Here is an 11,931-nt window from a genome sequence, read left to right as displayed (position 1 = left end):
TTGCCTCGTTTGCGCGACGCATCCTGATCCAGGCCGCGATCGGTGATCGTTCTTGTGTTCTAGGCCAGAGGTCTGGAGTTATCGCGCGCACCTTGCTGGATGGCGGACCGGGTTGCGGCATCCGCCCTGGCTGCTCGCGAAGATCGAAAACTGTTTGCCGCTAGCTGCCGGGCGCCGCGAGCGGCGCGGCCTGCGGCCCATCGCGCGCCGGAATAGCGCACAGCGTTTCTGCCGAAGTTTCTATAAGGGTTGTAGGCGCCCACGGTGCTGAGATACCCGCCGCCATTCAGGATCGAAGCAATCGAGGGTATCTGCATGAGAACGTAGATGCCGATGATCGTCACCAGCACCAAAGGCAGCACCAGCGACATTTTGCTGTCCATGGTCGCTCCGCCGGACGTGGCGGTGTTCAGCGCCGCATTGACGAGCGAGAAGTAGAAACCGAGAAAGCCGTAGATCAGGATTTGCTGGATCATCAGGAAGGTGGTCAGCGAAAGAAAGCCTTCGCTCATGCGCGAGGACCATCGGTAAAGCCAAAGGATGATCCATATCGGCGCCAAGGCCAGCGTGATGAACAACATCACTTTGGCGGCGATGATCGCGGCAATGGCAAGCGCTGCGAAGATGATGGCCGACAGCAGGACGAGCAGCGACAAGAGCGCGCCAAAAATGTCATAGAAAGATCCGCTGTAGACCTGATTGGCGACGTCCTGGGCCCCTTGGTAGAGATTGTCGATAAGCGCCGGAATTGCCGCCTGGTCGCTAAGCTGATTGCCGGTGGCCCGCGACACGGCCCCGACGATCACCTTACCGACCTCGTCTGGAATGCTTTGCACGAGCTGATAGATCGTCGCGGAAAATGTGCCCCATCCAGTCAGCAGCAGATAGATGATGACGGCGCGGCCGAGGCGATAGGCCGCTTCGATTGGCGAAATCGACTCACGCCCACTCAGGATCGAATAGCCCCACCACACGATATAGAGGGTCAGCATCAGGGTGAAGACGTTGCCTATCGCATTGCCCAACTGCATATAGACGGTGCGAACGAAGTCCTCGCCGATGTTGTCAATGCCACCGAGAATGCTTGCGGCGAGACCGTTCATGGATCCTCGTCAATGATGCTGGCGAATGGCGTTGAATTGACCGGCTTCAGCGCGCCGCATTCGTCGGCGTGCGCATACGCCAAAGGCCCGCACGGCGCTTTCAGTTCGCGATTTGCGCATCCGAAAAGCACGGCTCCGAGTCCAATCACAAAGCATATGCGCAACAGCCGCCTCGACAAGTGCTAGCCTCCGCTCTTGCCAAATTCCGCGAATGGATTGACGTTGCGCGGCGTCATCATCTTCTGCACCTGGCTCTGGCGAAGAAGATCTCCCTTCAGCTTCTCATTCAGGGCCGCGACCGCACCGTTCTGGACGCCGATCAATTCGTTGACCGCGCGCGCGTTTTCCAGCTGCATTCGTGTGTTCTGGTCCACCGAACCCTTGACGTCCTGCGACTGCCCGATCTGCCCGCTCGCTGACTGCAGAGACCGTTGGCGCTGGGTAACGCCCTGCGAAGCCTGGGAGGTCAATGCGCTTAGCAGCGAGGCCACATTGACGCTGCCGCCATAGGCGGTGTTGACGGCGCTGGTCTCCTTGCCGGCAATCTGCTGGAGCTGCTTCACCAGCTGGAGCCCATTGATGACGGCGCCGGCGATTTTCTGGATTTCGGGCGAAAGGCCGCCAAACGAAAGCGCACCGCCGTTCAGGATCGATCCGAACGACGGCGCCTGGGCAATCGACATATTGCCGCCAAGGCCCATCTGTCCGATCCCGAGCGAACCGTCACGACTGCCGCTGAGAGCCTGCAGGATCTCCTCGCTCTTTTTCAGAATGTCCTTGTTCGAATCCATGATGGAGTTGGTGTTCTCCGCATTTTTGCGGGCGACATCGAGATTGGCGCCATCAATGACCGCAATCTGTGCAAAGGCAGCGCTGGTCCAAAGCGCCATGCCGGCAGCAATCGCGAATTTCTTCATGTCAGCCTCCTATTGCTGTAGAGAATTGATCACGCTGGCAGCGCCGGCAGGATCACTGGTGATGATCATCGAGCGGCTGTCGGCCGAGCTTGCCCCCGCGTTATCAAGTGCGCATGGTAGCCACCGGCCGCGATCGATCCTCAACCGCTCCAATTCCGCGGGATCACAAGAGAACGGGTTTGGAGAGCCGCTCTTCGGCTGTTGCACCAGCCTGGACGACTGCGATGCCTGAACATTCTGCAACGATAGAAGTTGGGCCAGCAACGCCGTAAAATCCCCCGCCTGGGCGAGGTACTGGTTGGTGACACCCGCGTTGATCCCCCGAGCGGACGAATTCAGCTCCCAGGCGTCCTTGTATTCGGTCACCTGGCCAACGTTGCCCGCCAGGGCGTCGATCGCCGCATTGTTGGCGCCGATCTGCGATGAGCTTGCATCAAGGCCGCCAGCCGCCTTTCTCACCGTGCCCATGGCGGTGTCCTGGGCCGTGCCGCCCGCGCCGTCGGCCGTTACGATCGAGAACGGTGGCGGCGCGGCGGCCGGAGCCTTGCCGCTCGACACATAGTCGTTGAAGTAGCTGTTCCAACGGCCGACGCCGCCGGCCCATTGGTTCTGCTCCCCTTCGTTCGATCCGTTGTAGAAGGAAGCGAGACAGCTGTAATTCGTCGCCCCGCATTGCTTCACGCCCATTCCGAGATATTTGACACCGCCTTCGACATTCTGCTCGTTCACGTCGCGGTCCAGTCCCATGGACTTGCCGGTGCCCTTGGTCAGCTGCATGACGCCTTTGACGCCGGTGTGGCTCCCGGCGCATGTGTCGAAGCGCGATTCCTGATAGGCGACGGAGAGCGCCAGGCCTTCTGGCACGCCGTATTTTTGCGCGTAATAGCGGATTAGCTTCACGTTGCCCGCGTCGCGCTGCAAGGCGTCGGCCGGCGACCGGCGAAACATCTGTGAGCGGTATTTGTTCGAATAGGTGCAGACGACGCTTTTCTTCCTGTCGGTTTCGTCCTTCTTGGTGTCATTCGACTTCGTGCTGTGCTGCTCGTCCTCTTGCCGCTTGTCGAGGTTCTGCCCGTCGATGACCGCGATCTGAGCGACAGCCACGCTCATGCTTTCCGCCGTCGCGAGAGCCAGGGCCAGACAAGCGCTGCTAAGCCGCTTCGTCATGCTCGTTCTCCCATCCGCAGAAGTATGGCAGCCACATCTCTGGCTCGTCGCCGAAGGTCTCCCGGAGCCTTGCGCATTCCTTGCTGTTGGCTTCGTTCGAGGACAAGACCTTGATGAGATCGGGCATCGCCGACAAATCGAGCTTGGCGACGATCGAGTCGCTGTCGTGCTTGACGAGGAAGGTGCGTGTTTCCTTGGCGGTGCGGCGCACGAACTCGAATTCCTTCGCTGTCAGCGAGAAGCGCTCCATGTAGGACTCCTTGCTCGCCTTCGGGTTGGGGAAGAAAATGTTGGTCTTCGTTTGCTCGATCAGCGACGACGAGATGGAGGAATTGACGACGTCCTCCGCCGTCTGCGTGCCAAAGCCGACCACGCCGTTGCGGCGACGAATGGTCTTCAGCGTCTCGTTGATGAAAGCGGCGAAAACCTCGTCGTCCAATAGCTTCCAGCCTTCATCGAGGAAGAGCATGATCGGCGAGCCGTCAATGACGTCCTCAAGACGGTGGAAGATGTAGAGCAAGGCCGCCGAGCGCAGCTTTCTGTCACCGAGGATCTTGGTCATGTCGAACCCGACAACGTGCTTCGAGAAATCCACCAGATCGACGGGATTGTTGAAAAGCCAGCCCTTGTCCTTCGGGTCGAGCCAAGGCTGTATCCGCGCGGCCAGATCGTTCATGTCGGGCATCAGCGAGCCCCGCAGCACTTCCGGCAGCAGGTCGAAGATCCGCTGTTCGCGCGGAATCTTGTAGATCATGTCGACGGCGGCGTTGATGACGCGCATCTCCGCCACGTCAAGCGCGCCGCCTTCCGGCGTCAGAATGTAGATGAGCAGATCTTCCAGGAAAGAACGGTTTTCTGCCGTGTCATCAAGCTGCAATGGCGCGAACCCGGTCGGCTGAGAAGGCTCCATCACCTCGTAGCGGCCGCCGAGCGCCCGAACAAAAATCTCAGCGCCGCGCATATAGTCGAAATAAACACATCGCGGCCTCGGCATGATGCGCATGGCCTGCGCCATCAGGAAGGACAGCACCACGGTCTTGCCCGAACCAGTCGGGCCGAACACCGTGAAGTGCCCGACATCGTGAACGTGGAAATTGAAGTAATAGGCCGTCTGGCTGGTCGTTTCGAGCAAAGCGATAGGGCGTTTCCAATGCAGTCGCTCACGTTGGCCGGACGGGAAATTGTGTCCTGAGAAAAGGCCGGCGAAGTTAAGCGACGAGATCAACGCACGTCGCGCGATGTAGCTGAAATTTCCCGGCAGCTGCGCCCAAAAGGCGAGTTCCGTGTTCAGTGTCTCGCGGACCGGCACGATCGACATGCGCGAAAGTTCGGCCGTAATGTCGGATAGCGCACGGTTGAGCCCAGTCATGTCCGATGCCAAGGCCATGACGCTCATGTGATGTTGTCCGAAGACGACTTCGCCACCGGCCAGCTTGTCGGCGCCGTCGTGGACGGACTCCTCGACCGTCGTGCCCGCCTCGTCCGATCCCTCAACCTGGTTCGCGATGGTGTTGATCCTGCGCATCGCCGTGACACGGTCTTCGATCGCAAAACTCTGCGTCAGGACAAACTCATGCGGCAGGCGCAAGAGACCGTCCAATGAGCCCGGCGCGGTGAACGGTGGGTATTCCTTGATCGACACCATGGCGCCGAGGTTGCCAGCGTCCGGTCCGCGAAGTTCCAGCGCGGACTTGCCGAAAAACAGCTGCCGCGTCGCCAGCACATCGCCAAGGCTCATGCGCGGCAAAGGCATTTCCACATCGACGCCGCCGGCGAGGATCTTCGCCAAAAATTCCGCCGGCTCGGAAAAGAAGCTGTCGCGGCGCTTCACGACACCGAGAAGACGCGCACCATAAGCGGTAAAATCCTTGACGACGCCGTCGAGAACGTCATGCAGTTCGGCCATCGCCTCTTCGCGGGTTTCTTCGCCTGCGGTAGTGATGCGGAACGCGTTAAGTGCCTTGTCCACCCAGCCGACACGGCCGACCATCGGCCGGCGTATGACCGCCAGATACGCCTCGTTGACGAAAAGGTTTTTCGCCCCAAGCTCATCCATGTAGCGGGCGTCGAGCTCGGCCACGAAAGGATTGTCAAAATCGCCTTCGATCTCCGGCGTCACGTGGCGGCGGATGATGGTAGTGTAGACGGCAAAGCGAGACGTCGAGAGATTGCGAAACGTGGTGTTGCGGTTGAACAGGCGGCTGTTCAACTCGGCCTGGTCCATCGTCTGGAAGGGCAGGCCACTGAGCTGGATGACGCCGACCAGAAAGCCGCTCTTCGTCACGATCAGGTTGTCATCGACATGGCGAAGGTAGGGGACGTGCATCGCCGCGGGCTTTTCACGCCGGCGCTCACGGCCAAATTTAAGATCAGCATCGAGGCTCATGGGGAATAGCTCCTCGCGCCCCAAAAAGTTAGGTTCGCCACCGCTCCGCGTTTGGAGATGCGCCGTTCGTAAATATGAAACATGTAGGGGTCGCGCTGGCACAAATATGCGCTGACCAGATGCACCACGCCGAACACGCCAAGGCCGAGCATGAAGCTGCTCGTGGCGATAAAGCCGACCACCGCCAGGATGCCGTTCAGCGCGAAAACCTCATAGCGCACGCCCCATTTCATCGGGGGGCGTGTCAGTGGCAAGCTGACCGGCTCGACATAGACCTCCTCGTCGTCCATGTCTCAGCTGCCCCCGGCGGTCGCGCGAACCGCATCCACAAGCTGGGCGGCGCCGAAGATCAGAGCGATGCCAATGATGATGGAAAAAGCCATCATCCACGCCAGGCGGCCCGTCATGGCGAGGAAGCCGAGAAAACAGACCGCGATGATGGCGAATGAGCGCGCTATGTTGCCCTGCAGAACTCCGACGAACCATTCCAGCACATTTTCCACTGGTGCCGCCGACTGGGCGTACGCAGTGGCTGGCGCGAGAGCTATTCCGACCGCTGAGGCCAAGGCCAGTTTCAGGGCAAATTTGCCCGCTTTTCTGTATTCCACCCTTGGCTCCTTTCAGTTGCCGAAATCCATGACATGACCGTCCTGCCAAGCGTCCTCGCTTGCTGGCGGAGCGGCCGCGAGCGTTTCGGATTTGGCCAGGGCAGACTTCTTCACGACACCGCCGAACTTCCAGCGGTTCAGTATTTTCACGATGTATTCTGCAGTTTCCGGATTCACCGGAATGCCCTGCGCCTTGTAGACGCTGTTGGGCCCGGCGTTGTAAGCCGCCAGCATCAGCAGCGGATCCTGGAACTCGTCGTAAAGTGACTTCAGATAACGGAGGCCAGCCCGGACATTTGCCTCTATGTCGCAACGGTCGCTCACGCCGAGATCGGCCGCCGTGCCTGGCATCAGCTGCATGATTCCCAGCGCTCCGGCCTTGGAAGGGCCCTGACTGGCGCCGAGATCGCTTTCGGCCCATGCAATCGCCTCGGCCAGATCGGTGTCGAACCCTTCCTCCTGCGCGATTGAACGCACAAGTCGCGAGACCTCAGCACGATTTCCGGTGGTACACGCCGCCGGCCTTTGCGCCGCGATGGCTTCTGCCGGCGTTGCAAAGGCAACTGCTACGCGGTCTGATGCGAGTTCCTGGCCGTGCGCTTTGAACGGCATCATGGCGCCACATAGGGTGAGCAGGAGAGCGAATCGAGCGTTCATAGTGTCGCCAAAATTTAACACTTTACTATGGCTACACGCAGCCCTAGTAAAGTGTCAACACGGTATGTCATCGCAAGGACGGATTTCGATGAAACAGGCGGCCCTTTGCACGGTTCTACTGCTCCAGGGCACCGTGGCTTATGCTGCAGGCGTCGACGCCCCGAGTGCCTTCGCGCAGCCGTCGGAGCACTACCTGCTCCAGTTTGCGAAGCCGGGCGAGAAGGTGTTCGTCTATGAACGCTACGATGCAAAAGGCGCGCTCTTTCAGCGCGATGCGGCGACCCTCATCTCGCCGGTCAAGGTGCCGTCGGCGACCGAGCGCGTCATCAACGGCGTTACGTACCGGCTGCGCGGCCTTGCGGCCTGCCCCAAACCGAAGATTGCGTACAAGACGCAGCAATGGGACTGCACGAAGGCCGCGCAGGACTATGAAGAGGTAATCTACAACGATCGTGCGTCTGTCGTGCTTTGCAAAACACTTGTGCTGCAAAGCAAGAAGGGTGAACCCGACGCTGTGTCATGTTTCTCGCTCGTGGGTGCGGGCAACGCAAACGACCCGTACAACGTCGCCTACGACGATGACGAAATGGTTTTTTTCGACATGGCGGCAATCAGACGCAACAAGGACGGCAAATCGCTGCGCCCCGATCTCGAGCATTCCGCCGACCTCGGTGGACAGTTTCAGAAATGAAACAGGCGAGCTTCGCAGTGCTGGCGGCATTTGGTTTGTGCGCATCGGCACAGGCCCAGGATGCATCCGAGTCTGCCGTGCCAACGCCCTTAGCGGTATCGAAATCGGCTCAACTGCTGACCGGTGATACCTGGCGTGACGGAGATCACCTTTTCCGCCTCTATGGCGTCCAGTCATGCCTTCGAGGGACGTCAGCCCAAGAGGCAAATGGGAACAAAATCGATTGCGGAAACACCTCGCTGGCGCACCTGGGTGCCCTTTTCGATAGCGCCGCGGTTACATGCCAGCCAATCGGCTACGCCCTCGACAAGGCGGTTTTTGTAGTGTGCGGTGCGCAGCTCAATGGCGAAACGATCGACGTTGGCACCGCGCTCATAGCCACCGGATACGCGTTTGCCGCAGCGACAGCAAAGGGCAAAGCCGTCAATGACAACTACCTCGTCGCGGAAATCAACGCTAAGATGAAACGTGCAGGTTTGTGGAGCACAGCGTTTCAGCATCCTGTGCAACTTCTGCTGAACCAGCGGTCGGAGAGACAACAATGAAGCACGACGACGAAGCGCACAGATATTACTATCCTGTGGAAGGACGCGGTGACGGCGCCATTGGCGGAGCGGCTGCGTTCATCGCGATCATCTTGGTACCTGCGGGACTCTATGCGGCCTGGAATACCGTGGCCTCATGGATTTCAGCACTCTTCTCCTAGGACTGCAGTAGCGAAAGAACCGAGCAACGCGCGCCAATCGTCGACATCAATCTCGCACCAGCCATGAGCCGTCAGCCGTTGGAAGTAGGCAGCCTTCATTTTCATTTCCGCGATAGTGGCTACTGGAGCAATGGCAGCACGCCTTCGCACAGCGGCCTCCTCCGCCATGACCGCGTCCAGCCTCTCACCCAGCACGATCGCGTCCGGCCCTTCGGCCCCCATCCATCGCTTGCCGATACATTCAAGCGCGGCAACGCTCTGACGATGTTCCGCAATCAGTTTTGCGACGTCTTCAGCCGCTTCCATCTGTCCATTGCTGCAGACCTGTTGAATAGGCATCGTCCTCGCCCTGGCGTACGTCGGTCACATACTGGTAGCTCGGGAGGTGAGGAAAAATAGGGATGACATCATCCCTTTTTTGAAGCGACCAATTCTGAGAGACAGGGGCGGTGGGCGCCTGCGTAGAGGGATTGGCTTCCAATGTTTCGTGCCCTGGTGGTCGAAGACCAGACACTTATGCGTCTGGCACTGATGAACGAAGTGCAAGCAAGCTTCGAAGAATGCATTGTCCTGGGAGCGGAGACGCTGAACATCGCGACTGCCGAGCTTCAAAACAATCATTTCGATCTTGTTGTGATCGATCCTGGCTTGCCCGGTTTTGATCCCACCTCACAGGGCGACCGCGTCGCTGTCGTCGACAAGATCATCGAGGCTTCACCCAGTGCAATCCATGTTGTCGTCACCGGTTCTGACAACCGTTGCGAGGCGGATGGCTTCCGGCAAATCGGCGCTGCCGCCTATCTCGGCAAGACCGGGCTTGCGCCCGGCGTGTTCAGGGACGTGCTGGACGATATTTCCACCAAGGGATTCTCGTTGCGCCTGTCGCGGGTTGTCATGACCAAACCCGATTATCGCTTTTCTGTTCTTACACCGCGCGAACAGGAGGCCATCGACATGATGGCGCATCGCGAACCCGGCGTGAAACGCAAGGAGATCTTTTCGCTCATGGCCGACAGGCTGGCCATTGATGCCGGCTCGGCCGAGAAATACTACAAGCAGGCTCGCGCCAAGCTCATGCGGCAAGGCCATCCGCTCCCACGAGGTCTGTGAGGTAATTGCGCCCATGATCGTCCATGGAATCAAGGTTCCTGTCGCACCACAGGATGTTTCGCCGGTTATCTGGAGAGCGCTTCAAAGCCAGAGCTATGAGGCGAAGGAAGCGAAGTGGATCTTCAGGGCAGTCAAGGCGCGCGATCGCGTACTGGAGCTAGGGTCCGGTATCGGCATCATCACTGCACTGATCGCGAAAATCCCCGGCGTTCAGGTGTGGGCTTTTGAAGCAAATCCCGCAACAGCGGAACTAGCGAAGCGCGTGATAGCGGCCAACGATCTCGACAATGTCACATATTCGCAGGGTATCCTCACAGCAGGCCCGCCGCGGTCCTTCACCTTCTACGTTCGCCGCGACCTTTGGATGTCTTCCACGGACAAAGACCAAGGACCATATGAGCGCGAACTTTCGATCGTCTCGGCCGACGTCGATCGTTTCATCGCCGATCATCGAATAAACGCCCTCGTCATGGACATTGAAGGAGCTGAGAAAGAACTTCTGCAGGATGCCGAGCTGCCCGGCGTCGAACGCATCTTTCTTGAGCTGCACGACCACCTCTATGGCCTTGACGGCATCCGCAACATCACCCTTGCCCTAGCAGACAAGGGATTTGCCTATGATCCGCGGGGCTCCCGAGGACCTTGCGTCCTCTTCGCTAAGAACGATGGCCCCCGCGAATACGAGGATGTGGAAGATGTTGCGTAATGCTCTCGCCGTCATGTTTGCCGTAGCCCTTCCGCTCGCCAGCGCCGCCGAGGAAATTCCGCTCGATCCCAACGAAGTGTCGGTTCAAGACGCCGGCGGCAAGACCGTCGCCGTTTTTTCAGTAAAGCAGCTGCGGGCAGACTTTCCACAACAGACCTATGACACGCGTACGCCTTGGACGAGCGACAACGAGAAAATCGAATATCGTGGGCCGCTGCTTGCAAGTGTGCTTGCCAAGGCCGGAGTCACCGCCGTGCAGGAGGTCAAAGTTGTCGCCTATGACAACTTCGTTTCCGACATTCATATGGACGAAATCCGGTCTTATAATCCGATCCTGGCGATTGAACGTCGTTGCAACGAGAGTGACAAGGCCGGCTCGCATTGCCCGCCGGGCCAGGATTTCGGCCCGATCAGCATGGTAGAGAAAGGCCCCATCTTCATTGTTTGGCCCTTCGACCAGTTGCCCGCTTCATATGTTCCCGCAAGAAACTCGATCTGGGTGTTTTTCCCAGTCATCCTGCGCGCCACGCAATGAAGTTCTTAAACGGCCGTTTGCTCACTGTTCTGCCGTATCTCGGTATGGCTGCAGCGCTTGGGCTGAGTGCGTGGACATTCATGCAATCGAACCGCTACCGTCAGGAGACGGATGCCATCCTCAATCAGACTTTCGAGATTCAGTGGCGCGCGGCACAGATTCGCGAGCGCCTTATACGAGTCTATGGCTATCTTCGCATTGCCGCCGAGACGGGCAAGCTTGATGCGGACATCGATCGACAAATGGCGTTGGTGAACGTCAACGTCGCGCAGTTGGAAAACCTCCCCTATCTGAACCGCTTTTTTCCCGACCACGATGCCGAACTCCTGGGCCGGATTGGCCTAACCCTCGAACAGAAAATTGCCCCTCTTGTGTCAGCGCGTACAAACTACACCCAAGCCATTGCCGACATGGCCAAGCTGGAACAGTCAATTTACGAGATTTCCAGCTCTACCGTTGATCACAGTGCCACCTTGCAGCAGACCGCCAGCATCGACATTGCGGCCTCGCGCAACTGGTTCATCTTTGCCATCGCACTTGGCCTGGGTGCCACCTTTTATCTCGTTATCCATCAGCGCTATGCATTGGCCAATCGCCGTGACCAGCATATGCGCTCGTTCGCTTCGCTCTTTGCGCATATGACCCGATCGCGGGTTACAGCCTTGAGGCTGTTCCTTGAGCACGCACAACCAGACAAGCAACCGAGCGGCGAAATGCTTGAGGCTGCGCGCAGTGCTGCTACTGAACTGGAATCGATCACCAACAGTGTCCTTCAGATCGCCTATGCGCCACAAGATTCCAGCACCGTGGCGCTCGGCCCACTCCTCGAGGATCTCGCGCACGATCGCAGCAGTTTGGTGCAAGTTTTGGTCGATCCTAAAGCACGTCTGCAACCTGTTCCGGCGACGCCGTTACGGTTGGTCGTTAATGAGCTGATAGAAAACGCTCTTGCCGCTCTATCCGGCACCAGAAACGCCCCAATTCTCATCTCCGCGACAGTCAAGCGACGTCCCTTCCTCCTGCGCAATTACCTCGTGTTAGATGTGGCGGACAACGGCGCAGGCATGTCGCCTGCAATCGTTGTGAAGGCAACTACACCTTTCTTTTCAACGCGAGCTGGAAATCATACTGGCCTTGGACTGACCGCATGTTCCCAGATGGTCTCGACGCTGAAAGGAAGGCTCATTATCGACAGCGCTCCCGGTGTCGGCACAACCGTAGAGATCAGGATTCCGGTGCATTCGACTGCCGCCACTTCATGGCAGTCGTTCCTTAGGCGCGGGCGAAAAAAGGTACACACGTGGCGCGGCTAATTGCCAGCTCTGCTCCATTTTCACCTGAATTG

General features: G+C 58.6%; 15 protein-coding genes. 7 read left to right on the top strand and 8 right to left on the bottom strand.

Translation table 11 applies throughout. The features are described from left to right. Positions 1 to 59: 59 nt before the first annotated feature. The 7 genes from NKJ35_RS17295 to NKJ35_RS17265 form a co-directional block, all read right to left on the bottom strand. A complete protein-coding gene (locus NKJ35_RS17295; RefSeq protein ID WP_352648720.1) occupies positions 60 to 1,103 on the bottom strand; it encodes a TrbL/VirB6 family protein in 1,044 nt (347 codons plus the stop codon). 182 nt (positions 1,104 to 1,285) lie between these two features. Then, on the bottom strand, positions 1,286 to 2,020 hold the full coding sequence (locus NKJ35_RS17290; protein ID WP_352648718.1) for a type IV secretion system protein: 735 nt from the start codon (positions 2,018 to 2,020) through the stop codon (positions 1,286 to 1,288). A gap of 9 nt (positions 2,021 to 2,029) precedes the next feature. After that, on the bottom strand, positions 2,030 to 3,187 hold the full coding sequence (locus tag NKJ35_RS17285) for a transglycosylase SLT domain-containing protein (protein ID WP_352648716.1): 1,158 nt from the start codon (positions 3,185 to 3,187) through the stop codon (positions 2,030 to 2,032). Then, complete coding sequence (locus NKJ35_RS17280; RefSeq protein ID WP_352648714.1) at positions 3,171 to 5,573, bottom strand: VirB4 family type IV secretion/conjugal transfer ATPase; 2,403 nt, start codon at positions 5,571 to 5,573, stop codon at positions 3,171 to 3,173. The genes NKJ35_RS17285 and NKJ35_RS17280 overlap by 17 nt, the downstream gene beginning before the upstream one ends. Further along, complete coding sequence (locus tag NKJ35_RS17275; protein WP_352453440.1) at positions 5,570 to 5,863, bottom strand: VirB3 family type IV secretion system protein; 294 nt, start codon at positions 5,861 to 5,863, stop codon at positions 5,570 to 5,572. The genes NKJ35_RS17280 and NKJ35_RS17275 overlap by 4 nt, the downstream gene beginning before the upstream one ends. A 3-nt stretch (positions 5,864 to 5,866) precedes the next feature. Next, positions 5,867 to 6,181: a TrbC/VirB2 family type IV secretion system protein gene (locus NKJ35_RS17270; RefSeq protein ID WP_023720448.1), complete on the bottom strand. Its 315-nt coding sequence runs from the start codon at positions 6,179 to 6,181 to the stop codon at positions 5,867 to 5,869. A 12-nt stretch (positions 6,182 to 6,193) separates the two neighbouring features. Then, positions 6,194 to 6,859, bottom strand: coding sequence for a lytic transglycosylase domain-containing protein (locus NKJ35_RS17265; RefSeq protein WP_352648712.1), 666 nt, complete (start codon positions 6,857 to 6,859; stop codon positions 6,194 to 6,196). Between the two features lie 67 nt (positions 6,860 to 6,926). Between NKJ35_RS17265 and NKJ35_RS17260 the strand changes: the two genes are divergently transcribed. From NKJ35_RS17260 to NKJ35_RS17250, 3 genes are read left to right on the top strand one after another with little or no spacing between them, the layout of a single operon-like run. Next, the gene (locus tag NKJ35_RS17260) at positions 6,927 to 7,529 is read left to right on the top strand and encodes a hypothetical protein (RefSeq protein WP_352648710.1); all 603 of its coding nucleotides are present in this window, start codon (positions 6,927 to 6,929) and stop codon (positions 7,527 to 7,529) included. Beyond that, positions 7,526 to 8,074 (top strand): thermonuclease family protein, encoded by a 549-nt coding sequence (locus NKJ35_RS17255; RefSeq protein WP_352648708.1) that lies wholly within the window; start codon positions 7,526 to 7,528, stop codon positions 8,072 to 8,074. The genes NKJ35_RS17260 and NKJ35_RS17255 overlap by 4 nt, the downstream gene beginning before the upstream one ends. Further along, positions 8,071 to 8,235 carry a hypothetical protein gene (locus tag NKJ35_RS17250; RefSeq protein ID WP_352648706.1) on the top strand — a complete coding sequence of 55 codons (165 nt, stop codon included), beginning with the start codon at positions 8,071 to 8,073 and terminating at the stop codon, positions 8,233 to 8,235. The genes NKJ35_RS17255 and NKJ35_RS17250 overlap by 4 nt, the downstream gene beginning before the upstream one ends. Here NKJ35_RS17250 and NKJ35_RS17245 read toward each other — a convergent pair. After that, positions 8,218 to 8,574, bottom strand: a complete 357-nt coding sequence (locus tag NKJ35_RS17245) for a hypothetical protein (RefSeq protein ID WP_352648704.1) — start codon at positions 8,572 to 8,574, stop codon at positions 8,218 to 8,220. The two genes, NKJ35_RS17250 and NKJ35_RS17245, sit on opposite strands and share 18 nt — an antisense overlap. Before the next feature lie 141 nt (positions 8,575 to 8,715). On the opposite strand from NKJ35_RS17245, the gene NKJ35_RS17240 reads away from it, so the two are divergent. The 4 genes from NKJ35_RS17240 to NKJ35_RS17225 are packed head-to-tail and all read left to right on the top strand — an operon-like array spanning position 8,716 to position 11,899. Further along, positions 8,716 to 9,345 carry a response regulator gene (locus NKJ35_RS17240; RefSeq protein WP_352648702.1) on the top strand — a complete coding sequence of 210 codons (630 nt, stop codon included), beginning with the start codon at positions 8,716 to 8,718 and terminating at the stop codon, positions 9,343 to 9,345. 13 nt (positions 9,346 to 9,358) lie between these two features. Continuing rightward, positions 9,359 to 10,051 (top strand): FkbM family methyltransferase, encoded by a 693-nt coding sequence (locus NKJ35_RS17235; RefSeq protein WP_502900018.1) that lies wholly within the window; start codon positions 9,359 to 9,361, stop codon positions 10,049 to 10,051. Beyond that, a complete protein-coding gene (locus NKJ35_RS17230; RefSeq protein WP_352648700.1) occupies positions 10,041 to 10,586 on the top strand; it encodes a putative pterin-binding protein in 546 nt (181 codons plus the stop codon). Before NKJ35_RS17235 ends, NKJ35_RS17230 begins: the two co-directional genes overlap by 11 nt. After that, positions 10,583 to 11,899 (top strand): sensor histidine kinase, encoded by a 1,317-nt coding sequence (locus NKJ35_RS17225; RefSeq protein ID WP_352648698.1) that lies wholly within the window; start codon positions 10,583 to 10,585, stop codon positions 11,897 to 11,899. The genes NKJ35_RS17230 and NKJ35_RS17225 overlap by 4 nt, the downstream gene beginning before the upstream one ends. Positions 11,900 to 11,931: the final 32 nt, after the last annotated feature.

It is taken from the genome of Mesorhizobium sp. M0136 (genome assembly GCF_040322515.1).
Lineage (GTDB): Bacteria > Pseudomonadota > Alphaproteobacteria > Rhizobiales > Rhizobiaceae > Mesorhizobium.
Note: the sequence above shows the minus strand (reverse complement) of the source record. Positions and strands in the feature narration are given on the sequence as shown.

Bases quoted from the DNA above. Each gene is read 5' to 3' on its own strand.
- NKJ35_RS17275 (WP_352453440.1), bottom strand. From the start codon at position 5,863: ATGGACGACGAGGAGGTCTATGTCGAGCCGGTCAGCTTGCCACTGACA.
- NKJ35_RS17255 (WP_352648708.1), top strand. From the start codon at position 7,526: ATGAAACAGGCGAGCTTCGCAGTGCTGGCGGCATTTGGTTTGTGCGCA.
- NKJ35_RS17260 (WP_352648710.1), top strand. From the start codon at position 6,927: ATGAAACAGGCGGCCCTTTGCACGGTTCTACTGCTCCAGGGCACCGTG.
- NKJ35_RS17290 (WP_352648718.1), bottom strand. From the start codon at position 2,020: ATGAAGAAATTCGCGATTGCTGCCGGCATGGCGCTTTGGACCAGCGCT.
- NKJ35_RS17280 (WP_352648714.1), bottom strand. From the start codon at position 5,573: ATGAGCCTCGATGCTGATCTTAAATTTGGCCGTGAGCGCCGGCGTGAA.
- NKJ35_RS17240 (WP_352648702.1), top strand. From the start codon at position 8,716: ATGTTTCGTGCCCTGGTGGTCGAAGACCAGACACTTATGCGTCTGGCA.
- NKJ35_RS17245 (WP_352648704.1), bottom strand. From the start codon at position 8,574: ATGCCTATTCAACAGGTCTGCAGCAATGGACAGATGGAAGCGGCTGAA.
- NKJ35_RS17295 (WP_352648720.1), bottom strand. From the start codon at position 1,103: ATGAACGGTCTCGCCGCAAGCATTCTCGGTGGCATTGACAACATCGGC.
- NKJ35_RS17225 (WP_352648698.1), top strand. From the start codon at position 10,583: ATGAAGTTCTTAAACGGCCGTTTGCTCACTGTTCTGCCGTATCTCGGT.
- NKJ35_RS17285 (WP_352648716.1), bottom strand. From the start codon at position 3,187: ATGACGAAGCGGCTTAGCAGCGCTTGTCTGGCCCTGGCTCTCGCGACG.
- NKJ35_RS17250 (WP_352648706.1), top strand. From the start codon at position 8,071: ATGAAGCACGACGACGAAGCGCACAGATATTACTATCCTGTGGAAGGA.
- NKJ35_RS17230 (WP_352648700.1), top strand. From the start codon at position 10,041: ATGTTGCGTAATGCTCTCGCCGTCATGTTTGCCGTAGCCCTTCCGCTC.
- NKJ35_RS17235 (WP_502900018.1), top strand. From the start codon at position 9,359: ATGATCGTCCATGGAATCAAGGTTCCTGTCGCACCACAGGATGTTTCG.